We start from the raw sequence: 25112 nt of genomic DNA, 5'->3' as shown, positions 1-25112 counted from the left end.
GAAAATTCGTTTTCTCCGGCGTTTCTTTTTATCGAGCCATCATTACTTTTCCGTCCATGTCCCGTTCTTCGAAGCTGCTGCTCGCGGCGAGTGTTTGCCTGCTGGCTGTCTTGGCCATCCTGTTGACTTCGCGTCAGAAGAGCTCCGGAACGTCTTCCGTGGTCTTGCCGCGCGCCACCACCCAGCGGGAGGTGAAGCCCGCGGCAGGGAGCGATCAGGGTGGGCAGATCAAGCGCCCGGAGCGCGGAAGGGTGCGGGAGGACCAGCAATCTTCCGGTTCCGCCCAACTCGATGCCATTCTCCGCGATACCACCCGTGATGATGCGGCCGTGGCCGTCAAGCTCCAGGATCTGGCCGGCCGGAAGGACATCCCCTTGGAGGAGCGTATCGAGGCTTTGGAGCATGCCGTGCTGTTGACTCCGGACGGCCAGGGCGAGGGGTTGGTGGCGCTTGCCCGCGATCCCGCGCTTCCTCCCGAACTGGCTTCCATCCTGCTATCTGATTTTCACAACCGTCCTGATCCGGTTCGGCTTGCCGGAGCGGTGGCTCTTGCGAAAAATAAGGACGCATCCACCCGCGGGGAAGCCATGGATCTCGTCCGCTTCCTTGTCACCGGGAATGAATCCGAAGGAAATGATGTGGAAATTCTGGAAAAAGCCGAAGCCAAGTTGCAAAACCCAGCCCAGCGTGAGTAACGACGACCACGAGAGTATCATTGCGGATGCGGCGGGGCTGGAGCGTCTGGTCCGAAGCGCGGCTCCCGGGACGGGCACTTTGGTGTGTGCGGTGGATACCGAAGCGGACAGCCTCCATCGATACCGGGAATCGTTGTGCCTGATCCAATTTGCCATCGGAGAGCGTTGTGTGCTGATCGACCCGCTCGCGCTTCAGGAGATGGGCGCGCTTGCCACATTGCTCTCGAAGGCGGTCGTGTGGATGCACGGTGCCGACTATGATATGACGATGCTGCGGCGCCAGTTCGGCTCCTTGCCGGCCACGGTGTATGACACCCAGATCGGCGCCCGTTTGCTGGGAGCCCGGAAGTTTGGTCTGGCGGATCTTGTGTTGCACTACTTCGGTATCGAGCTTTCGAAGTCCTCGCAGAAAGCGGATTGGGGCAAGCGTCCGCTCTCCGGAAAGATGGTGGAATATGCGCTCAATGACGTGCGCTATCTCATGCCGATGGGCGAAAAGATCGTCGCCGAACTCAAGGCGAAAGGGCGCTTCGAATGGTTTGACGAAAGCTGCGTGGCGGCTCGCAAGCGTGTCCTGGAGCGCGATGATTCGCGCGAGGATGCGTGGCGGATCCAGGGCTCCGGCCGCCTTGACGGCAAGGGCTTGGCCTATCTGCGGGCGGTCTGGCAATGGCGTGATGCGGAGGCGGAAGCCTGGGACCGTCCCTCCTTCATGGTTGCCACCAATCGCCTGCTGGTGGATTGGAGCGTGGCTTTGGCGGACGGTGGTCAGATTTCGCTGCCGTCTTACTTCCGTCCGGACCGGGTGCGCCGTTTCCGTGAGGCGATCGCGGCGGTGGATGCCATGCCTGAGTCGGGATATCCTGATCGTCCGCGAGGCCGTAGGAGAAGAAGGGATTCCGGCTTTGACCGGCGGCTGGATCAGTTGCTTAAGACCCGCGATCAGGTGTCGCGGGATCTGGATATCGACGGCTCTCTTATTGCTCCCCGTGCGTCTCTGGAAAGCATCGCGGCGGAGGAGGTGGCTCCGGCCGAGCTTCTGCTTGGCTGGCAGCGTCGCTGCCTCGGACTGGAGCCATAAGAGAATGGAAAATCGACTCTCTTGAGAAAGCCGCGGATTCGTGGTTTATCTCGGAGAGTTATGGCAAAGGTATTGCCGCGATCGGGGAGTCGTGAAGCTGGCAAGCGGGCATTTTGTTGTCCGGGGTGCGGAGTGCGGCTGCTGATGCCTGCGGGGGAGGTTTCCATGTCGGGGCCGTGTCCGGCTTGTGGAGGGTGGATTCGCTCTCCGGGATCTCTTGCGGCGATGCCGGTGGGCGGGCAAAAGGAAGGAGCCGCTGGTGACAAGGTTCCGGTGATCCCGCGATTGAAAAAGCAGGGAGTGAAAACACCGGGAGCGAAAGCAATGATGGGCGGACCACGAGGCGTGTCTCCGGAGGTGATCCGGGATTTTTCGCATGAAAATGAGAAGGAAATGAAGGGCTTCTACCGCTTTTTGGGAGCCTCCGGACTGGTGGTCGGGCTGTGCTTGCTGCTGATCTTCTGGTTGGGGCGGTCGTAGAAGTGTAATTCGTTGAAAATGAATATCTTTTTGGCGGGTTTCTAACGCCTTTTTTCGAGGAAATTCCTTGTTCAAATGGCTGGGATTTCGGACCTTTTCCCAGCCCATGTCCGAGACGCCGATCGAACCTCCGAAGCCCGAAACCCAGGTCGCCAGCCAACAGCAGTACGACGCCGCCCAGATTGACAAGCTGGAGGGACTGGAAGCCGTCCGGAAGCGTCCAGGGATGTACATCGGCGACCCGGACGAGCGTGGTTTGCACCACTGCGTGTTCGAGGTGCTGGACAACTCCATCGATGAGCACCTCGCAGGATATTGCCAGCGCATCAAGGTGGCGATCCATGTGGACGGTTCGATTTCCGTGGCGGACAACGGCCGTGGCATTCCGGTGGACATCCATCCGAAGTTCGGCATCCCGGCGGTGGAGCTGGTGCTGACCAATCTGCACGCCGGCGGCAAGTTCGGCCAAGGCGCCTACAAGTACTCCGGTGGTCTCCACGGCGTGGGTGCGAAGTGCGTGAACGCCCTCTCCGACTGGTTCAAGGCCGAGGTGTTCCGTGGCGGCAAGGTCCACATGATTTCCTTTGAGCGGGGCAAGACCACCCAGCCATTGCAAGTGGTCGGCGAGGTGGATGAAAAGCGCACCGGCACCACGATCACCTTTTTCCCGGATGCCACGATCTTCGTGGATACCATCGAGTTCAAGTTCGACCGCCTGGCCACCCGCCTGCGTGAACTGGCCTTCCTCAATCCCGGCCTGACCATCGACCTCGAAGACGAGCGTCCGGAGTCGGCGAGAAAGACCTCGTTCTTCTACGCGAAGGGCATCGAGGAATTCGTCCATCAGCTCGGTGAGAACAAGACGGTGATCCACGAGCCTGTGATCCTCACTGGCAAGCGCCAGGTGGAGATCGACTACGACGGCAAAAAATCGAGCGACGATGTCTTCGCCGACGTGGTGTTCCAATACAACGACTCTTACAACGATCAGATCCTCTGCTTCGCGAACTCGATCCCGAACGCGGACGGCGGCACGCACCTGACCGGCTTCCGCACGGCGCTGACGCGCGGCATCAACCAGTATGCGAAGGCCAACAAGATCCTGAAGGACAAGGACCCTTCGCTGTCCGGCGATGACGTCCGCGAGGGTCTGGTGTGCGTGATCTCGATCAAGATGCCGAATCCGCGGTTCAGCTCCCAGACCAAGGACAAGCTGGTGAACGCGGAGATCGAAGGCGTGATTTCCTCGATCGTTTACGAAGGGCTGATGCAGTTCTTCGAGGACAACCCGAACGTTGCGAAGCGGATCATCGAGAAATCGGTGAACGCCGCGCGCGCCCGCGAGGCGGCACGCAAGGCCCGCGAGACGGTCCGCAAGTCCGCGCTCTCCGGCGGCGGCCTGCCCGGCAAGCTGGCGGACTGCTCCGAGCGTGATCCGGCGAAGTCGGAGCTCTACATTGTCGAAGGTGACTCCGCGGGTGGTTCCGCCAAGCAAGGCCGTGACCGCCGCACGCAGGCCATCCTGCCGCTGCGAGGCAAGTTGATCAATGTCGAGAAGGCCCGCCTCCACCGCGCGCTCCAGAACAAGGAAATCCAGTCGATGATCACCGCCATCGGCGCGGGTATCGGCGATGGCGAGCAGGAGGGATCCTTCCGCATCGACAAGGTGCGCTACCACAAGATCGTCATCATGACCGATGCCGACGTGGACGGCTCGCACATCCGCACGCTGCTGCTGACCTTCTTCTGCCGCCACATGCCGGAGCTGGTGAAGCGCGGCTACCTCTACATCGCGCAGCCGCCGCTCTACCTGGTGTCCCGCAAGAAGCGCCAGGAATACGTGCAGGACAATGAATCCCTGAACCGCATCCTGATCGATCTCGGAGCAGGTGACGTGACGTTGCGGACGGCAGACGCCAGCCGTTCGTTTGACGTGGAGGAGTTGAAGTCGATCCTCGAGACGCTTTCCTCGCTCTCACGCTATGTGGATTCCATCCGTGGCAACGGTGGGGACTTCCAGGCGTATTTGGATGCCCGCAATGGCGAGGATCTGCCCACCTACATGGTGCGAGTGCGCGTCGGCAACGATGAATCGGTGCATTACTTCACGGATGACTCCGCGCTTCGCGCCTTCTCCGCGGAGAATCCCGACTTGCGCTTGTTCGGAGAGATCGTGGATGAAACCGCCCACGTGGCCGGTCCCAGCCGCCGCGCGGTGCTGCATGAACTCCACGAATCGCATGCGATCACCAAGCTGTTCTCGCGCCTGCGTGAGAAGGGTCTCGATACCAAGCAGTTCTTCTCCATGGACACGCCGCTGTTCGAACTCGTCGAAGGCGAGGGTGAGAAGCAGTCCGTCACACCCGTCTTCTCCGTTCAGGACATCCTTTACCGCGTGCTCGAGATCGGTCGCCGTGGCGTGCAGATCAAGCGATTCAAGGGTCTGGGTGAAATGAACGCCAAGGAGTTGTTCGAGACCACCATGGACCCCGGCAAGCGCCAGTTCCTGCGTGTGCGGTTGGACGAAGACAACGCCGTCGAGGCGGACCTCATGTTCGACAGGTTGATGGGCGACATCGTCGAACCCCGCAAACGTTACATCGAGGACAACGCGCTCAACGTTAGAAACCTCGACGTCTGATCCCGCCCCTTTTGTTTTCTTCCCTCTGATCACTGTCCACTGATCACCGGTCACTTCCCATTTCCATGTCCGACGACCACATCAAGCCGATCAACGTAGCCGAGGAACTTTCGAAGTCCTTCCTCGATTACTCGATGTCGGTGATTATTTCCCGCGCGCTTCCGGATGTCCGGGACGGCTTGAAGCCTTCGCAGCGCCGCATCCTTTTCGCCATGCGCGAGCTGAACCTCGCGCCCGGCAAGCAGCACATCAAGTGCGCGAAGATCTGCGGTGACACCTCCGGTAACTACCATCCGCACGGTGAAGCCGTCATCTATCCCACGCTGGTCAACATGGGCCAGCACTGGTCGATGCGCGAGCGCCTCATCGACGGCCAGGGCAACTTCGGCTCTGTGGAAGGCGACCCGCCGGCCGCCATGCGATACACCGAAGCACGTTTGACGCACCTCGGCCTCGCGATGATGGAGGACTTGGAGAAGGACACCGTCGACTTCGTTCCGAACTACGACGAACGCCTCACCGAGCCGACCGTTCTTCCCTCCGCCTTTCCGAACCTGCTCGTCAATGGCGGCACCGGCATCGCGGTCGGTATGGCCACCAACCTGCCGCCGCACAACCTCGGCGAGATCGTGGATGCCATCTGCGCGCAGGTGGACCATCCGGAGATCACGCTTCCGGAGCTGATGCACTACGTCAAAGGCCCGGACTTCCCGGTGGCGTGCGAGATCCGCGGCGTGCGCGGCATCGAGGAATACTTCCGCACCGGCCGCGGCTCCATCCGCATGCGGGGCAAGATGGAGATTGAGGAGATGGACAACGGAAAGTCCCTCATCACCATCCGCGAGGTTCCCTACGGTGTGAACCGAGCCACGCTCCAGGAGCGCATCGCGGAGCTGGTGAATGAGAAGATCCTCACCGGCATCTCCGGCATGCGCGACCTTTCCGATGAGGAGACACGCATCGAGATCGAGCTGAAGCGCGACGCCCGTCCGCAGGTGGTGGTGAACCAGCTCTACAAGCTCACCTCCATGGAGACGAGCTTCAGCGTGAACATGCTGGCGATCCACGATCGCCGCCCGAAACTGCTTTCGCTCAAGGAGGCGATCGATTGCTACATCGAGCACCGCCGCGAGGTCATCGTGCGCCGCACCCGCTACCTGCTCGGCAAGGCCGAGGAGCGTGCCGAGCTTTTGGAAGCCTACCTGCTCGCGCTGGAGCACATCGACGATTTCATCCACATTATCCGTTCTTCGAAGAACCGCGACGAAGCCCGCGAGCGCCTCGCCGCCTACAGCTTCAGCAAGGAGACGGCCGAGAAGATCGGCATCTTGATCCGCGGCCAGGCCGGGGTGCAGGGTGGTCGCTACATTTTCACCGAGCGTCAGGTCAATGCGATCCTGGAACTGCGCCTCTACCAGCTCACCGCGCTGGAGAAAGACAAGATCCAGTCCGAATACAACGGCGTGCTCGCCGAGATCACGGACCTGCTCGACATCCTCGCCCGCGAGATCCGTGTGCTCACGATCATCAAGGATGAGCTGCTTGCCATCCGCGGCAAGTACGCCACTCCCCGTAAGTGCGAGATCCTTCCGGAAGAAGGAGAGATCGCCATCGAGGACCTGATCGCGAACGATGCGATGATCGTCACACTCTCGCACCGCGGCTACATCAAGCGCACCCCGGCCAGCGAGTTCCGCGTGCAGGGCCGCGGTGGCAAGGGCCTGCGCGGCATGGAGACGCGCAGCGCGGCTTCGAAGGATGACGAGGACGATTTCGTAGAGCATCTCTTCAGCGTCCAGGCGCACGACTACCTCATGTTCTTCACGAACACGGGCCGCGTCTATGTCGAGCGCGTGTATGAGGTGCCGGAAGGTTCCCGTACTTCAAAGGGTCGCAACATCCGGAACGTTCTCAACCTGAAGCCGGAGGAAAAGATCGCCGCGTTGCTGCGTCTTGAGCGCGCCACGGATGAGAAGGGTGACGATGTCACCTTCCGCGAGGACGCCGGTTTCGTGTTCTTCGCCACCCGCTCGGGCAAGGTGAAGAAGACCGCGCTCAACGAGTTCCGCAACTATCGCAAGGACGGCATCATCGCCATCAACCTGGAGGAGAACAACGAACTCATCGGCGTGCGTCTCACCAGCGGTGGCGATGACGTGATCCTCGTGACCCACGAGGGCATGAGCATCCGCTTCCACGAGGATGAATCCCGCCCGCTGGGCCGCAACACCGCCGGTGTCGCGGGCATCCGTCCGGAGGAAAGCGACTTCGTCGTCGGCCTTGCATTGGTCACCGAGGGCTCCACCCTGCTGGTGGCCTCGGAGAACGGCATCGGCAAGCGCACCGCCTTCGACGAGTACCGCAAGCAATCGCGCGGCGGCAAGGGTATCATCACCATGAAGGTGACGGACAAGACCGGCCCGGTGGTCGGTGCGGTGACTGTCACGGAAGAGGACGAACTGATGCTCATGACCAGCAGCGGCCAGAGCATCCGCATCCGCGTCGCGGAAGTCCGTGAGGCCGGCCGCAACACCCAGGGCGTGAAACTGCTCACGCTGCGCGAAGGCGAGAAGCTTCAGGACATTTCGAAAGTGATTCCGGACGGCGAGGATTCCTCTGCGAACGCGGATGAAGTTTCGGGCGAAGATGGCGCCTCTGAAGAACCGGATGCAGCTGCGGATGAAGCAGGCGAATAAGTATCCGCAGCCAAGCTGACTATTGAACGGCGGACCGGGAGGTCCGCCGTTTCCATTTCGGGATCGCTTTTATCTCCCGGTTTCCCGCGTGCCGTGATAGGCATGCGGGCATCATGAAGAGTTGTTTGCTTCTGCCGTTTCTCCTGGTGGGTGCTCTCGCGGCCGAGCCTGATGCTCCGGCGAAACCATCTGCTTCCGTGGAAAAGGTGGAGTTGCCTTCCGCGGATGTTTCCTACTTCACCAAGCTGCGCCTCGACTATGCCAAGAGGCCGGATTTCGCGGGCGATTGGACTACGGATGAAAAGCGTGATGCGCTGTTCGATGCCTTCAAGGAAGGCGGTTACCAGAGAGCCTTCGAATTGTCCGGGAAGTGGTTGGAAGGATGCCCTGTGGATGCCGAGGCTCATATGCTGCGGGCGGCGGCCGCCCGCCGGTTGGGAGATTTGAAGAGCTACATGTATCATTCCTACTTCTCGACGGGATTGATGCAGTCGGTCATTGCCTCCGGGGATGGGAAAACCGCGAAGACCGGCTTCAAGGTGATCGCGGTTGCGGAGGAGTATGCCATCCTCCGCGATTTTGGCGCGGAGCTTTCCAGTCAGAGTCTGGTGGATGGACCGTGCGACAAGATGGTGTGCAAGATGCCGGGAGGAAAGGAGGGGACGATCTACTTCAACGTCGCGCTTGCGATGGAGGCCGGACGACGGGGACTGGAGAAGAAATAGGCCTGGCCATCATTCCTCCCGTGGCCGCCAGTTGGTGGCGGGCACGGAGAGGATATCCAGGCGCTTCGTCCCATCCGGATTCATGTGACGGGCGAGCTCCAGGACCAGGGTGGCGACGCTGCCATCCTGGGTGACTTGGGCAAGCTGGGCGGCGGCGGTGCTATCCTTGGCGACACCGGCCTTTTGAGCCGCGCCCGTTGGTGCGGTGAAGGGGATGATTTCGTAATCAATCCGTCCCGCCGTCTTCGCTGGTTCCGGGGATTGTCGCACGATCAGATGGAAAGTCCCTTTGCCCTCTCCCGTCGCTGCGATGAACTGTTGGAAAAGGTTGTCCTGATACTCGATGAACGAATCCCAGTCGACACGCCAGCCTATAGCGGTTTCAGCAACGGCCACCGGATAGCCCTTGGGAAACGCGGCAGTGTGGACGCGGAAGACGGAAAGCAGGAAGCCGGTGGAATCCACTACCTCGCAATGCTCGACCTCCAGCTTGGACCAAGGCGTGGGCTTGTCGGGATGAGTCGAGTAGTAGGCCTGCATGCGGGGGCGAACGCGATCCGGATAGAGGACGAATTCAGCACGTTTGGTCCAATCGGGTGCTGTGAGAAAGGATTCCAAAGCCGCGCGGGGTGCCGCCAGGGTTGGGGCGAAGGGCAATGGGGGCTCCGATGACGGTTCGTCCACGATCTTCGCTTTCGGAGCAACGGGTTCGACGTGCGGTGTTGGATTCGGTGAGGTGACTGTGGAAGGCGCGGCCACTGAAGAGGGCGCACTGGAAACGGGTTGATGCCCGCTCTGGTAACCACCGGCGAAGGCGAGTACGGCCACCAGCCCTCCGATCAAAAGAGCCGCTGCCAGCCCCAGGCGCGAAGACGTGGGTGCGGGAGGTGATGGAAGGGGGGCTGGTGCAACAGGATCGGCTGTAGCTGGTGCGGGTGGAGGTTCTGGGATGACAGGCCGTGGCGTTTCGAGCACGGGTGCGGGAGCTGCCATAGGTCCGACATGTGCAACCGGAGCCGGAGATTCGGCATATGCGTGCGGAATGGTGGCGATCGGAATTTCTTCCGTGGCCACAGGAGCGGGCGGTGGTTCTGCTACCTGGGATTCCGGAACCGCTGGCGGCGGTGCGACGGCGAGCACGCAGGCCGGGATGCCACGGAGTGGATCCGGGGCGATGATCGGATGATGGCACTGAGGGCATGGGCCGCGCATGCCAGCTCCACTGGCGGGGATCTGAAGCAGACCGCCACAGGCAGGACAGTGGAATTGAAGAACCTCGGCCATGGAAAGTCAGGACGTGGCGGCGGTGAAACGATGAGCCACCGGCTCGTCAAGAATCTCCATGAAGGCAGGCATCTGCAAGGCGCAAACGTGGGCGAGGTGTCCGGCCAAAGCCGGATGCTCCAAGCGGAGCAGTGGCCACGTCACGCCGGAGGCATCCAACACTCCGTCTTCCACGACACGGATCTCGCAGGGAGATACCGTGAAGCCGGTGCCGCTCGCCTTCACGCAGGCTTCCTTGGCTGTCCAGATACGCAGCAAAGCCGCATCATCCGGACCGGAGGCGAGTTCTTCCGGATGGCAGAAGGTTTCCGCGCAGGCGGGCAGGTCTTTCGCGCGATGGCGGCTTTCCAAATCGATGCCCACGGGGCCATCCACCGAAAGGACGGCCAGCGCGAGCGTGTCATCGTGGGAGAGATTGAAATGCAAGGCGTGGTCCCGGAGCTGCGGTTTGCCATGTTTTCCCTCGAAAATCGGTAATTGCCGGGGTGTATCGCCGGTGCATTCCGCCAGAATCATCCGCAGCGCTGCCCGGTAGCGGCTCCAACGTGAGGCGTGCTCGGGGAAGCGGAATGAGGCGGCCCGTTTCTGGTCTGCATCCGTCAGGCAATGCTCCACAAGATCCTGCGGCACATCACCGGGACGGATGATGTGGATCTGCAGTGTGCCTGGAAGCGGTGCGGGCATGTCAGCGCGGGTCGCAGGATTGAAGCGCGGCATCAAGCGAACGCGCGAATTCTCCGACATTCTCCGGATCGAAGAGTGTGAGATGTTGGCCGGGGATCTCGCGAATCGTCAGACTCTCACAGAATGGAGTCCAACCATAGTCCGCCGCCATCTCCACCTTGTCTCCGGTGAAGCGGGCCTTGAAGAGATGCGCAGCACCGGAGAGCCGCGGCGGCTGGTAACGCTGCATCGCCTCGTCATGGGCCTCGCGGAGTTGGACGCGGCGGAGATCGGTGTGGGCTTCGGCCGGACCGGCGATGGCGGCTTCGGCGCTCTCGCGCTTCACGCGGAAGTGGGTGCGCGTGCCTTCGACAAAGCGTGCGGCCAGACGACCCGCGCGTTCCGTAACCGGCAGGTCCGAGTGCTGATCCCAGAATGAGCGGACGCGCTCGAGCGGGTTGTTTTTCCGGGCATAGGCGACCGGGTTCGCCGTATCGAAGAGCGCGACGAACGGGATGCCCTCACCGACTTTCTCAAGCTGGTGTGCGATCTCCCAGGCCACGAGGCCGCCGAATGAATACCCGGCTAGGCAATAGGGACCCTGCGGGCGGATGCGACGCATGACCTCGATGTAAGCCGCAGCGGTTTCTTCGATCGAGCCGACCTCAAGCGGTCCGCTGTGATTGAGCTGGAGGGATTCGATCGCATGAAAGGGCCGGTCCCTCAGCAGGGAGGCCAGTTCGCGGTAGAACAGGGTGGCGCCATCACCGCCATGGACGGCGAAGAGAGGGATGCGGCTGCCTTCGTTGAGTGTGACGATGAGCGCTGCCCCCTGGACTTCCGCAGTTGGAGCGATCTCCTTTTTGACCTCCGGGCAGATCACCGCGGCGAGCGTGCGGATGGTGGGATGACTGATCAGCGTGGCCAGCGGCAGGCTTTGATCGAAATCACGGTGTAGGCGGGAGAAGAGTTTCAGCGCCAGCAGCGAGTGGCCGCCGAGATCGAACCATTCGTCATCGATGCCGACAGCGGGGATTTCCAAAAGCTCCTGCCAGATAGCGGCGAGGCGTTTCTCGGTTTCCGTGGTAGGAAGATTGGTGGCGCTATTGTTGCCGAGCGATGGATCCGGCAGGGCTTTGGTATCGATCTTGCCGTTCGCATTGAGCGGGAAACGTCCGATCACCCCGATGGCCGCCGGAACCATGTAGGCGGGCAGGCGTTCCTTGAGGAAATCGCGGATCGCCGTGGTATCCGGTGCCGTGGTGCCCGAGGGAGTGATCCAGGCGAGCAGCTTCTTCGATCCGGCATCCGCACCACGTGCAGCCACCTTGGCTTGGTTGACGTCGGGATGGGCGGCGAGGGCGGTTTCGATTTCGCCGGTCTCGATCCGGAAGCCGCGGATTTTCACCTGATGATCACGGCGGCCCAGAAACTCGATGGTCCCATCCGGCAGCCAGCGGCAGAGATCGCCGGTGCGGTAGAGGGGAGCTCCGAAGGGACCGCCGATGAATTTGTCCGCGGTGAGTTCCGGCTGGTGCAGATAGCCTGCGGCAAGCCCGTCGCCACCGGTGAAGAGCTCGCCGGGTACACCGATGGGAGCGGGCCGGAGCCTTTCGTCGAGAATATGGACGGTGGTGTTGGAAACCGGACGGCCGATGGGAATCGAAGGGCGCTTGAGATCGTCCGCGGTGATTCGATGGCAGCAGGTGAAGGTGGTGTTTTCGGTCGGACCGTAACCGTTGATCAGCCTGGTATCGGGAAGTGTCTCCAGAGCTTTCTTCACGTGACCCGGGGAGAGCACGTCACCGCCGGCGAGGAGATACTTCAGTCCTCGTAGTTCGGCGGCGTGCTCGTCGATCATCGACTGGAACAAGCCCGCCGTAAGCCACAGGCAGGTGACGCCTTCTTCCTTCACCGCCCGTGCGATGCCGGTAAGCGTGGTGCCTCCCTCGCCCGCGAGCACCACCCGGCCACCGTGCAGCAGCGGCATCCAGATCTCCAGCGTGGCGGCATCGAATGAGATGGGCGCGGCCTGGAGGAACGAATCCTCCGGCCCGAACTCCATGAAGCCGCCATCGTGAACCAGCCGCGAGATGCCGCGATGCCGGACTTGCACGCCCTTGGGAATGCCGGTCGAGCCGCTGGTGTAGAAGACGTGGGAAATGGAATCCGCGGTGGTTCCGTGGATTGGAGCGTCCGGAATCTCCGCGGTGGTGCCGGTGGCGATGGCTTCCAGCGCGATGACGTTGGCCGTGCCGTTTGGCAGACGATCCTTCAGCGAGGAAGCGATTAGCAGCGCCGGAGCCGCACAGTCCCCGAGCATGTAGCGCAGGCGGTCGACCGGGTAGTCCGGATCGAGCGGCACGCAGGATGCGCCTGCCAGCACGATGCCAAGTTGGGCGGCGATCATCTCTGGCACGGAAGGAGCGCAGAGTGCGACATGGTCGCCGGGCTTCACGCCATTCGCCGTGAGTTTGTCGGTGATGGAGAGGGCGGCATGAGCCAGATTGCGGTAGGATATACTGCGTTTGTCGTAGGAAAGGGCCGTCCGGTCGGCATGGCGGCGGGCACTTTGCAGAAACAGGCTGCCGAGCGTTTCATCCGCCGGATAAAGAGGGCGTTTGCCGGACCAATCCTCAAACTGGAGCATTTCCGGCGGTGTGAGGATCGGCAGGCTGGAGAGCGGGCGATCCGGTGTGGCCGTGGCGGCTTCCAGCAGCGTTTCGAAATGATCGAGCAGGCGCAGCGCCGTCTCGCGGTCGAAAAGATCCCGGGCGAAATCGCAGGACGCGCGCCAGCCATCGGCACGTTCCACCATGAAGAAGTGCAGGTCGAAGATCGCGCCGGGCGAACGCGAGGGAAAGGCGGTGAGCCGAGCGCCGCCGAAGGATACCGGGCGCACGAAGTCGCGCTGGTGGGTGAAGTTGATCTGGAACAGCGGATTGCGGCCCGGATCGCGGCGTGGTTGCAGGGCTTTCACCAGTTTTTCGAACGGCAGATCCTGATGCGCGATGGCATCGGTGGCGCTGTCGCGCACGCGATTGAGCAGCTCGCGGAATGATGGATCACCGGCGAGATTCGTGCGCAGGATCACGCTGTTGATGAAGGTGCCGATCACGCCTTCCAGTTCCGCGTTGGTGCGGCCCGCCACCGGCGAGCCGACAGCGATGTCATCCTGCCCGGTGTAGCGGCTGGCTACCGCTTTGAAGGCGGCGAGGAAGACATGGAACATGGTTGCACCCTGTTCGCGGGACAGAGCCGCGACCTTCGCGCTGAGCGAGGCGGGAAGAATGCGTGAGACGATGTCGCCGTCCCATGACTTGTTAGCAGGGCGCGGGCGATCGGTGGGCAGCTCCAGTTCGGCGTAGTGATCGAGCTGCTTCTTCCAATAGTCGAGATGGGCCGCGACTTCGGGGCCCTCTAGAAACTCGCGCTGCCAGATGGTGAAGTCGGCGTATTGGACCGCGAGTGGCTCGAGATCGGGTTCGGCGTCCTGCAGGAAGGCGTTGTAGAACGCGGCCAGCTCGTCGGTGATGATGCCGATCGACCAGCCATCGCTCACCGCGTGGTGGATGGTGATTTGCAGGATGTGGCGGTCCGGGCCAATCACGAGCACGCTGGCACGGAACAACGGGGCTTGGGTGAGCTTGAAGGGCGCACGGGCTTCCAAGGAACCGAGGCGGTCGATCTCCGCATCGAGTTCCGCGCCGGACAGATGAGAAATGTCCGTGACTGGCATCGGCACCGCCTGCTCCGGGCCCACGATCTGCTGGAGCTTGCCGTCCTGTTCGGAGAACGACGTCCGCAGCGTTTCATGGCGCGACGCCAGGGCCTCGAAGGAACGCTTCAACAAGGCGAGGTCGAGCGCGCCATCCAGACGGAACCGCACCGGAACGTTGAATGCCGGATGACTCGGGAAGAGTTGCTCAAGATAAAAGAACGCCTCCTGTGCGGGTGACGCGGGGAATGCCAGCACCTCGTCCGCCATGGAGTCGGACGAGGGAGTTTCGGAATCTGCCGGAAGCGGGTTCATGGCGGGTTCAGAGTTTGCGTCGGTAGGCATCCCGGTTCACGCGCTGGATGGTCGGTGTGGTGGCGACGGGTCCGGCAGGAGTGGCTGCGACCGCCTCGGCCAGTTTTACGATGGTGCGGAGGCGGAAGACCAGCGCGGGGGTGAGCGCGATCCCCGCACGGTTGGCGCGGGTGGTGATCTGGAAGATCAGGATCGAATCACCTCCGAGCTCGAAGATGTCGTCCTCGATGCCGATGTTCTCCAAGCCGAGCACCTGTTGCCAGATCGAGGCCAGTTCGCGTTCGGTGTCATTTCGTGGTGCGACGATCTCGCGTGGCGTGGTGGCATGGACCGGAGCATCGGGAGCAGGGAGGGCCTTGCGATCCACCTTGCCATTCGGTGTGAGCGGAAACTTCGCGAGGATCACGAACACCGAAGGGATCATGTAGTCCGGTAACTGCGAGGCGAGGTGGCGCCGCAGTGTGGGGATCACGGCATCGTTGCCGCCCTTCTGGTCGTGGGTCGGAGTGTTGACGAGCGAGAAGGCGGGCTTGGCCAGCGCGTGGCTGAGGTGGCGTGGAAGAACGGTGTTTTCCGCAGGCAGGAACACGGCATCCAAGAGGCCATCCGTGCCATCGGTGTGCCATTGCACATAGGCTTGGTATCCGGCCTGGATGGCGACCGCGAACAGCTCCTCCGCCGTCACCGCGAACGATGGCGAGCCGGGCCATTCGGGCAGCGATGCATCGGCTTCGCCATCGAGAAGCTGGCGCAGGAAGGTCAACGGCCTCGACAAGCGGGCATCTGGAATGCGGGTGAAGGCGAGTTGCTCCGGTTGCCCGGCGAGCATCGCTTCCAACTGCTCCAGATTGAGCCGCTGCCAATCGCGCCATTGGGTGATCGCGAGGGTGGCCGGTGCCGGATCGGCATGGAGAACCACGTCGTAGTGATAGGTGGTCGTTTCGTTGGTGATGCGGCCGCGGCGGAGCTGGATGGTGACATGGCTGATGCCAGGCAGTCCGAGTTGATCGAACCATGCGGGATCGACGGAAAGCTCGGTTTCCTGCGCGAGGCGTTGGTTGATCTTCTCTCGGAGCTGCTTGCAGGTGGTGCCTGCGGGTGCGCGCTCGCGCAAAGCCTCCGCATGATGGGCGGAGAGCAGCGCATTGCCTTGGATATCGCCGAGGAAGATGCGTCCGCCGGGGCTGAGCAGGCGGGTGGCTCCTTCCAGCACGCGCTGGAGATAGGCGGCGTTCGGGAAATACTGCGCCACTGAGTTGATGATGACGGTGTCGAAGCTTCCGGCGGTAAGTTCTGAGAAATCATCCGCGGGGCGGTGGAACAATTTCACCTGAGCCAGCGGCACATGCTTCTGGAGAGCCTCGACCGCGACCTTGGAGATGTCCGCAGCCCAGTAGGCTTCCGCTTCGGGCGCGAGACGCGAGAGAATCTGGCCGGTGCCGCAGCCGATCTCGAAAATACGGCGCGAGCCGTAGCTGCGGATGCGTTCGACGGTGGTGTCGATCCACTCGGAGACCTGTTCGCCCGCGTTCTCCAGTCCCGCCCACGAAGTGATCACCGCATCAAGGTTGTCGAGCTTGCTGGAGCCGGACTGGCTGATGGCCGAGCTGTAGAGCATGTCCCACTGGTCCTGCCAGATGGCGGTGTCTTCGGACGCGGCCGGGGCTCCCTTGGTGCGGAGGTAGGCGACAAGACGTCCATCATGAACATGGGCGACGGCTTGCTCCACATCCGGATGCTGTTCGAGGTGGGACTCGATGTCGCCCAGCTCGATGCGGTAGCCGCGGACTTTTACCTGATGGTCCATGCGGCCGAGGCACTCGATGGTGCCATCCGCACGCCAGCGCGCGAGGTCGCCGGTACGGTAGAGTAGTTGAGAGTTTGGAGTTGAGAGTTGAGAGACAGAAACGAAACGGTCGGCGGTGAGGTCGTCACGATCGTGGTAACCGGCGGCAAGGCCATCGCCACCGATGAGGAGTTCACCGGCGATGCCAATGGGTTGCGGTTGGAAGGCGGAATTGACGATGTAGACCTGGGTGTTGTCGATGGGGCGACCGATGGACACCGGACCGTCTTCCTCATGGAGGCGGATCGTGGTGGACCAGATGGTGGTCTCGGTGGGGCCGTAGACGTTCCACGCTTCCTTGCAGATCGGGGCCAGGCGGTTGACGAGGTCCCGTGGCACGGCTTCGCCGCCGACGAGGACCTTGAGATCGGATTTACCGGGCCATGACGCCTCCAATAGCAAACGCCAGGTGGAAGGCGTGGCCTGGAGGACGGTGATGGCGTGGCGGTCGATCTCCTGCTGGAGCAGATGGCCATCGATCACGGTGTCGCGCGTGGCGATGACCACGGTGGCGCCGGTGGTGAGCGGCAGGAACAGTTCGAGGCCAGCGATGTCGAAGGACAGCGTGGTGACCGCGAGCAACACGTCATCGGCGGTGAGGCCGGGCTCGCGGCGCATCGACTGGAGGAAGTTCACCACCGCGCGATGCGGGATGCGGACTCCCTTCGGACGACCGGTGGAACCGGAGGTGAAGATCACGTAGGCGAGATCCTCTGGATGGCGTTCGACAGCAGTGAACGTTTCTCCGTTCGGCGCATCATCGATGAGTATGAGCTTGGCGGTCGTCGGTGGCAGCGCGTGACGATGCGAGAACTGCGTGAGGATCACCGGCATGTGGGCGTCCTCCACCATGAACGCGAGGCGTTCGGCCGGGAAAGCGGGGTCCATCGGCACGTAGGCGGCCCCGCACTTCAGGATCGCCAGCAGGCCGGTGACCATGGCGGTGGAACGTTCAAGGTGGATGCCGACGAGATCGCCCCGCTTCACGCCGGACGCCTGGAGGCGTGCGGCGAGGGTGGTGGCTTGGGATTCCAACTCGGCGTAGGTCAGCGTTTGCTGCCCGCAGCGGATGGCGGTTTTATCGGCAGGACCGGAGACGAGTTGATCCACGGTCGCATTCGGATAGTCGCGTTGGGTCGCATTCCATTCGCCGAGCGTTTGTTCCCGCTCGGCGGGTGCCAGAATCGGAAGCTCGTCGAGCGTGGAGTCGCCCTTTGCGATCGCGCTGCCGATGAGTTGTTCGAAAGCACCGAGCCAGCGGCGGATCGTCGCCGCATCGTGGAGGTCGGTGTTGTATTCGCACTCCACGACCATGCGCTGGTCGGACTGCGAGAGGTTGAAGAACAGGTCGAAGTTGACGAAGCGCTTCGGGTTCGTCTCGACATCGAAGGTGAGCTTGTCGAAGCGCACTTGGTCGAAACCGGAGCGGTCGATGTTGAACATCACCGTGACCAGCGGCAGGCGGCTGGTGTCGCGTGGCAGCGTGAGCTTCTTGAGCAGGCTGCCGAAGGTGTAGTTCTGGTGGTCGTAGGCTTCGAGCACCTCGTCCTTCACTTCGGTGGCGAACTCGCGGAACGAACGATCTCCTGCGGGCTTCAGACGCAGTGGCAGGAAGTTCAGGCAGTGGCCGACGAGTTCATCACGGCCGATACGGGTTTGGCCTGCGGCGGGAACGCCGATCACCACGTCATCCTGACCGGTGAGGCGGTGCAGCAGCGTGGCAAAGGAAGAAAGCAGCGTGGCGAACAGGGTGCCGCCGAGCTTCGAAGACTCCTTCTTGAGGCGGACGTAGAGTTGCGGATCCAGTTCGATGGATTCCATTGAGCCGGCGTACGTCTTCACCGCCGGACGCGGACGGTCGACGGGAAGCTCCAGCACCGGTGCGCCTTGCTCGAACTTCGAAACCCAGAAGCGCTCGGCATCCAGTGTCTCCTGCGAATCACGGGTGACCACTTCATGGCGGGCATACTCCGCGAAGGGCATCGCGGGCGGAAGCTTCGGCAGATGACCGGCCTTGCGGGCATCGTAGGCGGTGGCGAGTTCCGCCATCAGCATGCCGAACGACCAGCCGTCGCAGACGAGGTGATGGGCGGTGAAAAGCAATTCATGGCGATCCTCGGCGAAGCGTGCGAGGTGGACGCGCACCAGCGGACCGGTGACGAGGTCGAACGGCTGTAACGATTCCTCGCGGCGGATGTCCTCCCACTGGCTTTCAGCATCCGCGAGCACGGTCAGATCGTGGCTGACGATCTCCAACTCGCGTGGCGCGGGATGGAAGAGCTGCGTGGTGCCATCCTCGCTGAAGGTGCTGCGAAGAGCAGGGTGGCGCACGACAAGATCGAGCACCGCGGTTTTCAAAGCCTCCGGCTCAAGGACACCATCGAAACGGATCAGGTTCGATTCGTTGAACGAGGCATTCGCTTCCGGACCCATCTGGACCGCGTGAAAGATCTCACGCTGGGCCTCGGTGCTCGGCGAGCTGTCGTGACGTGGGAAGGCTTCCGGAGCGACAGGCGCTCCTTCATGCGAGGCCGGGAAGAAACCGGCGGTCTGCATGTCCGCCACGGCTCCGACGAAACCGCGCACGACGAGATCGAGATCCTCGTCCGTGTGGGCGGTGGTGAAGTAAAGCGGGCGACCTTCCCAAACGTGGACACCACGCTCACGGAGGAAATACCACAGCACGCTGGCGTATTTGAGATCGGGCGCGTGCTCGATCACCGCGTAGGCGCTGAAGTGCGGGATGTGCAGCGGCACGCCGATGGCATCGAAGTGATCGTTGAGCGTGCGGCACAGGCGGCTGACGCGTTCCTCCATGTCAATTTGGAGGCGCGGGCCTTCGCCCTTGAGGTGCTGCACCACGCGCCAGGCGGCGGCGAGCGCCAGCGGATGGCGGACGAAGGTGCCCGCGAAGAATGTCACGCCGACCTCCGGGAAACTATCGTCGCCGTAGTTCCATGCACCGCCATCGAGGGCGTCCATGTATTCGCGCTTTCCGGCCAGCACACCGATGGGCATGCCGCCGCCGATGACCTTGCCGTAGGTTGCGAGATCCGCTTCCACGCCGAAGTAGGCTTGGGCTCCACCGGGCGCGCAGCGGAAGCCGGTGACGACTTCATCGAAAATCAGCGCCGCACCGCCCTCACGGGTGATGGCACGGACCTCGTGCATGAACTCGCGCGGCTGGAGGCCGGGCGCGCGGCTCTGCACCGGCTCGATCATCACGGCGGCCAGCTCATGGGCGTGGGCACGCAGGATATCCAGCGAGGTGGGATCGGCGTAATCGAGCACCAGCATGTTCTCGACCAGATTCTGCGGGATGCCGGGAGCGATCGGCTGGGCCTTGTAGACGCCATCGATCCACGCGCCGCGCACCAGCACTTCCTCGAACATGCCGTGGTAGTCGCCGGTGAAGTAGGCGATGCGCTGGCGTCCGGTGATCGTGCGGGCCAGGCGCATGGCGGCCATCACCGCCTCGGAGCCGGTGTTGCAGAACGTCGCGCGGTCCATGCCGGTCAGCTCGCAGATGGCTCCGGCGAGCTTGCCAGCGATGGGTGACTGCGGCCCGATCTCGATGCCGGTGTGAAGCTGGGTCTCGATGGCTTCGGTGATCCACTCCGGCGAGTGGCCGAAGAAGTAGGTGCCGAAGCCCATGGTGATATCGACGTATTCGTTGCCGTCGATGTCCCACAGCCGCGCGCCCTTGGTGCGTTGAGAGACGATGGGATAGACCATTTCCTTCCACAGCGACTTGAAGCCCGCGACCGCGCGCGGGTCGGCGTAGTGGCCGCGGTGCTCGGCGGTGTAGGATTTCGAACCCGGAGTCTTGCGGGTGTAGCGGTCGATCAGGGCGTCGAGCGAGCTTTGCTGGGTGGCGGTGAGCCCACCCTTCTCGCCTTTCTCGATGGGCTTGTAGGGGCCGAAGCGGCTGTTGGCTGCGGTGGTGCGCGGCTTGTCCGCAGGCCATTGGACGACCGGCAGGGTGGAAGCGGGTGCTGGTGCTGTCGCCGGAGCGTTGCCCGCACGATGGCTTTCCAGCAATGCCTGCATGAGCTGGATGTTGTTCGCGATGAGCTGCTCGATGGGCGAGCTGCCGGCGGCTTGCGGAACAACAACAGGCGCTGAAACTACGGCAGACGTCGTAGCTGGCGCAGCCGTCGGTGCGGAGACGGGCATCTCCTTGTCGAGATGGTTCACCAGCGCGGCCACGGAGGACAGCTCGCCGAGCATCTGGCGGAACGTCACCTTCACACCGAATTTCGTGAGGATCGCCTGGCTGGCCTGGGTGAGGAAAAGGGAATCGAATCCGATCTCGGTGAAGGTGGCCTTGTCGTCCTCCACGGCCATGCCGGAGAGTTCGAGCACCACGGCGCGGAGCCGGGCGGAGAGTTCGGGTTTGCGGTCAGTAGAGGTGGACATGACTGCGGGTGGGGGAGGGGGTGGAACAGAAGCAGCAGGAGACGGAAGACCCGGCGCAGCCACGGATGGGATGGAGGCGACGGGCTCGCACGAACGATCGATCCAGAAGCTCTGGCGTTCGAACGGATAGGTGGGAAGGTGGACGCGGTTGTGCGGCACTCCGCCGGAGAGCGCCGACCAATCGATCGACACGCCGTTTTTCCAAAGCTCCCCGGCAGCGGTGAGGAGGTCGGAGAGATCGGTGGTGGGCGAGAAAGACGGCAGCGTGGAAACCACCGGCGTGGTAGCGCGTGCCGGATGCTGGCGGGCAAAGGGCGCGAGTGCCTGACCAGGGCCGACCTCCAGCAACAGCAGGCCCGTTTCCGTGAACGCGGTGGCAAGCGCATCGCTGAAGCGCACGGAGTGACGGAGCTGGCGCGCCCAATAGCCGGGATCGGCGAGAGTGGCGGCATCCATGGGCTGGCCGGTTGCGGTCGAGATCCACGGGATCGATGGCGGGTTGGCGGGGATCTTCGCGGCCTCGGCGGTGAAGGGCGCGACAATCGGTTCCATCGCGGCGGAGTGGAAAGCGTGCGAGGTTTTCAGCACCTTGCTTACCACGCCTTTTGCTTCCAGTTCAGCCTGATAGGCGGCGATGGCTTCGTGGCTGCCGGAGACGGTGCAGAGCTGCGGGCTGTTGATCGCCGCGATCTCGATGCCTGCTGGTAGCGTGAGCTGATCGGCTCCTTGGCGGATCGCAAGCATGCCGCCACCCGGCAGATCCTGCATGTAGCGGGCGCGCACCGAGAGCAGCTTGAGCGCATCGGCAAGCGTGAACGTGCCTGCCAAGACGGCAGCGACATATTCGCCGATGCTATGGCCGATCAACAGGGAAGGCGTGACACCCCATGACATCCACAGCTTCGCGAGCGCGTATTCGACGACGAAGATGCAGGGCTGCGTGAGCCACGTCTGGTGGATGCGCTTGCCCGCTTCCTCACGATCGGCATCGGTGGGATACAGCGTGGCGCGGATGTCGAGATTGAGATGGCCTTGGAGCAGGGCGGCGCATTCATCGATGGCTTGGCGGAATGCAGGCTCGCTCTGATAGAGATCGCGGCCCATGTCCTGATACTGGCTGCCCTGGCCGGGGAACAGGAAGGCGACGCGCGGTGCGGCGGCAAGAGCCTGGGCGGAAGAAGTGGTCTCGCGCAGTTTCGCGATTGCCTCGGAAACATCGGCCGCGACGACCGCACGACGATGCAGGAAGCCGCGGCGTCCGGTGGTCAGCGTGTGGGCCACATCGCCGAGTACGAGCGCTTCCTTCAGCAGATGATCCGCGAGTCGCGACGCCATCGCATCGAGCGCGGTCGGCGTCTTCGCGGAAAGGACCAGCAACTGCTGCTTGCGCACCGGAGTGGCTGGCTGCGGTGTCGGCGGTTCGGAAAGGACGAGATGGGCATTGGTGCCACCGACCCCGAAGGCGCTGATGCCCGCGAGGCGCGGCTTGTCGTTCGATTTCCATTCCAACTCGCGCTGCACCGGCGCGAACGGACTGTTGGCGAAATCGATGCGCGGATTCGGTGCCTGGAAGTGCAGTAGCGCGGGAATCTTTTCGTGGCGGAACTGTTGGATCGTCTTGATCAGCCCGGTGACACCGGCGGCCACATCGAGATGTCCGATGTGGGTTTTGCCGGTGCCGATGGCGCAGTAGCCGTTGCCCTGTGCACCACCTTCTCGGAAGGCCTTGGTGAGACCGGCAATTTCGATGGGGTCGCCGAGCGGCGTGCCGGTGCCGTGGGCCTCGATGTAGGAAATGTCTTCCGGATGCACTCCGGCGGCGGCCTGGGCCAGTGCGATCACATCGGCCTGCGCGTTCACGCCGGGAGCAGCGAACCCGATCTTGTCGGAGCCATCGTTGTTCACGGCCCAGCCCTTGATCACGGCGAGGATCGGATCGCGGTCGGCGATGGCTTCGCTGAGGCGCTTGAGCAGCACCACACCGCAGCCGCTGCCGAAGACCGTGCCTGCTGCATTCGCGTCGAAGGCGCGGCAGGTGCCGTCCGGCGAAACCATGCCTTCCTCGGTGAACAGATACTCGCGCATCTGCGGGAAGCTGATCGAGACACCGCCCGCCAGCGCCATGTCGCACTGATAGGTCAGCAATGCGGTGGCGGCCTGGGCGATGGCGACGAGCGAGGTGGAGCAGGCGGTTTGGATCGCCATGCTCGGGCCGCGCAGGTTCAGCTTGTAGGACACGCGGACCGGCAGGAAGTCCTTGTCGTTGCCGAGCATCGTCTGGTACTCGGCCACCTGGTAGTTGGCGGCGAGATCGCGGGCCTTGCCGAGATTGTGCAGCAGGTAGGTGTTCAGGCTGAGACCGGCATAGACGCCGATCATGCCGGGAAACGCCGCCGGATCGTGGCCGGAGTGTTCGAGTGCCTCCCACGCGCATTCCAGGAAGATGCGGTGCTGCGGGTCCATCAGCTCCGCTTCCTTTGGATAGATGCCGAAGAACGAGGCGTCGAAGAGATCGGGCGACTCCAGCGTGCTACGGGCTCCGACGTACTTCCGACCCTCGGCATCGGTGCGGACACCGGTGCGGGTGATGCAGTCCTTGTCGGTGATGAGGTTCTGCCAGAACTCGTCCGGTCCCTGCGCACCGGGGAAACGACCTGCCATGCCGATCACGGCGATGGCTTCGGGTTCTTGAAATTCCTCGTTCATCGGGTGGAGCGGCGGAAGCGGGCCATCCCCGCTTGCTGCATGCGGGCGCGGTCCTGGGCGGTGGAATTGGCCGTGGGGGCGGCCTGCGGCTGGAGATACCCGGCTAGCGTGCGGGCGCTCGGACGGGCGAAAAGCTCGGTGATCGGAATGTCGCGGCCGGTGGCCTCGCGGAGTTTCACATGCACCACGGCGAGCAGGATCGAAGTGCCGCCGAGGTCGAAGAAGTTCGCGGTCGGATCAGAGACCGGGCATTCCAGCACCTCCGACCAAATCGAGAGGATACGCGCCTCATGTGGGTCACTGGCCGGGGCGATGGGTGTGGAAGCTACCGCGTGTCCGTTGTTTACGAGCGCCAGCCGGTCCACCTTCCCGTTCGGCGTGAGTGGGAAGACGCTGACGAAATGAAACTCGCCCGGGATCATGTAAGCGGGCAGCGCGGTGGCGAGATGCTCGCGCAGGGCGGCGGCCTCCACCGGAGATTCATTCTGGACGTGCGCGATCAGACGTTGGTCACGTGCGATCACCACTGCTTCTTTCACCGCAGCGTGGCGGTTGAGCACGATCTCGATCTCGCCGAGCTCGATGCGGAAGCCGTTCACCTTCACCTGATGGTCGGCGCGACCGCGGAACTCCAGCGTGCCGCAGGGCAGACGCTTGGCGAGATCGCCGGTCTTATAGAGCGTGTGGTCCTGCACGAAGCGTTCCGCCGTGCGGACGGGATCATTCAAATAGCCGCCGCCGACGCCCGCGCCACTGATGCACAGCTCGCCGAGCTCGCCATCGGGCAGGATCGAAAGGTCTTCATCGCGGATCGTGACAGTAACATTCGGCACCTCGCGGCCGAGCGGCACGAAGGAGAACGCATCGAGATTGCCACGATGCATGCGGTGGAAGGCGCAGATGTCCGTACACTCGGTGGGACCGTAGGTGTTCACGATCTCGGCGCGGCAGGAGGGATGCTCCAGCCAGTCGCGAAGGCGTGGGATCGAGATCGGTTCCCCGCCGAGTACGGCCCAGCGCAGGGTGGCCAGTGCCGCGTAGCCATCCGCTGCCGCAGCGTCCACCAGCGGGTAGAAGGCGCTCGGCGTGCAGTTGACCAACGTGACGCCGTGGTCGCGGATCAGCTTTGAAATACGGGAAATATCGTAGGTCTGGCAGTCATCGAGGATCATCCGGCCGCCGGTCACCAGCGGGGCGAAGAAATTCTTCTGAGTCAGGTCGAAGCTCGGCGAGCTGATCACCAGTGAGCGGTCGTCCGGGCCGAGTGAGAGTTCCTTCGCATACCAAGCCACCAGATTGGAAAAGCCGCGGCGGAAGACGGACGCGGCTTTCGGCTGGCCGGTTGAGCCGGAGGTGAAGATCGCGTAGAGCGGGTCGTTGCCGTTGGCGGCAGGCGGCATGTCGCCGCTCACGGAGTTCACCTCGAACTCATCCAGCGCCACGCAGTCCGTGTTTGGAAAGAGTCCCGTGTGAGCGCGCAGCGTGAGAATGCATTTCAGGCCCGAAGTGGCCACCATATGATCGAGCCTCGCCTGCGGGTAGGAGGGATCGAGCGGCACGTAGGCGCCACCCGCTTCCACAACCGACAGAATCGCGGCGATCAGCTCGATGGAACGGTTCAGCGCGACGCCCACATGGACGCCAGGACCGACGCCGTGCGTGCGGAGAAAGGAAGAAAGCGCGTGTACCCGGATCGCGAGTTCGCGATAGGTGAGCGACGAAGCTCCGGAAACGAGAGCGATCTCGTCCGAGAGGGGACAGGGAGGAATGCCCGGCAGAGGGGCGAGGGCAGGGGTGTCGTGCCCGGGGAGAGCAGGGGTGGCCGACATGACCTTTTGGGGGA

10 protein-coding genes are annotated in these 25112 nt (G+C 62.9%); 5 read left to right on the top strand and 5 right to left on the bottom strand.

Annotated features, from left to right (window positions below):
• The first annotated feature begins 56 nt into the window (after positions 1–56).
• The 5 genes from KBB96_RS12140 (at position 57) to KBB96_RS12120 (ending at position 8318) form a co-directional block, all read left to right on the top strand.
• Positions 57–695, top strand: a complete 639-nt coding sequence (locus tag KBB96_RS12140) for a hypothetical protein (RefSeq protein ID WP_211629711.1) — start codon at positions 57–59, stop codon at positions 693–695.
• Complete coding sequence (locus KBB96_RS12135) at positions 688–1776, top strand: ribonuclease D (protein WP_211629710.1); 1089 nt, start codon at positions 688–690, stop codon at positions 1774–1776. The genes KBB96_RS12140 and KBB96_RS12135 overlap by 8 nt, the downstream gene beginning before the upstream one ends.
• A gap of 586 nt (positions 1777–2362) precedes the next feature.
• Positions 2363–4897: a DNA topoisomerase (ATP-hydrolyzing) subunit B gene (gyrB, locus tag KBB96_RS12130; protein WP_211629709.1), complete on the top strand. Its 2535-nt coding sequence runs from the start codon at positions 2363–2365 to the stop codon at positions 4895–4897.
• Between the two features lie 65 nt (positions 4898–4962).
• Positions 4963–7593 carry a DNA gyrase subunit A gene (gene gyrA, locus KBB96_RS12125; protein WP_211629708.1) on the top strand — a complete coding sequence of 877 codons (2631 nt, stop codon included), beginning with the start codon at positions 4963–4965 and terminating at the stop codon, positions 7591–7593.
• Between the two features lie 113 nt (positions 7594–7706).
• Positions 7707–8318 carry a DUF4919 domain-containing protein gene (locus KBB96_RS12120; RefSeq protein ID WP_211629707.1) on the top strand — a complete coding sequence of 204 codons (612 nt, stop codon included), beginning with the start codon at positions 7707–7709 and terminating at the stop codon, positions 8316–8318.
• Positions 8319–8327: 9 nt separating this feature from the next.
• Here the strand turns inward: KBB96_RS12120 and KBB96_RS12115 are convergent, their stop codons facing one another.
• From KBB96_RS12115 to KBB96_RS12095, 5 genes are all read right to left on the bottom strand, one after another.
• Entirely contained in the window at positions 8328–8858 is a 531-nt protein-coding gene (locus KBB96_RS12115; protein WP_211629706.1) for a hypothetical protein, read from the bottom strand.
• A gap of 750 nt (positions 8859–9608) precedes the next feature.
• Entirely contained in the window at positions 9609–10286 is a 678-nt protein-coding gene (locus KBB96_RS12110) for a 4'-phosphopantetheinyl transferase family protein (protein ID WP_211629705.1), read from the bottom strand.
• Between the two features lies 1 nt (position 10287).
• On the bottom strand, positions 10288–14298 hold the full coding sequence (locus KBB96_RS12105) for a non-ribosomal peptide synthetase (protein ID WP_211629704.1): 4011 nt from the start codon (positions 14296–14298) through the stop codon (positions 10288–10290).
• A 7-nt stretch (positions 14299–14305) separates the two neighbouring features.
• The gene (locus KBB96_RS12100) at positions 14306–23269 is read right to left on the bottom strand and encodes a hybrid non-ribosomal peptide synthetase/type I polyketide synthase (protein ID WP_211629703.1); all 8964 of its coding nucleotides are present in this window, start codon (positions 23267–23269) and stop codon (positions 14306–14308) included.
• Complete coding sequence (locus KBB96_RS12095; RefSeq protein ID WP_211629702.1) at positions 23266–25098, bottom strand: non-ribosomal peptide synthetase; 1833 nt, start codon at positions 25096–25098, stop codon at positions 23266–23268. The genes KBB96_RS12100 and KBB96_RS12095 overlap by 4 nt, the downstream gene beginning before the upstream one ends.
• Between the last annotated feature and the right edge of the window lie 14 nt (positions 25099–25112).

Source organism: Luteolibacter ambystomatis, assembly GCF_018137965.1.
In the GTDB taxonomy this organism is placed as follows: domain Bacteria; phylum Verrucomicrobiota; class Verrucomicrobiia; order Verrucomicrobiales; family Akkermansiaceae; genus Luteolibacter; species Luteolibacter ambystomatis.
The sequence above is the reverse complement of the archived record's forward strand: the minus strand, read 5'-3'. Positions and strand labels throughout refer to the sequence as shown.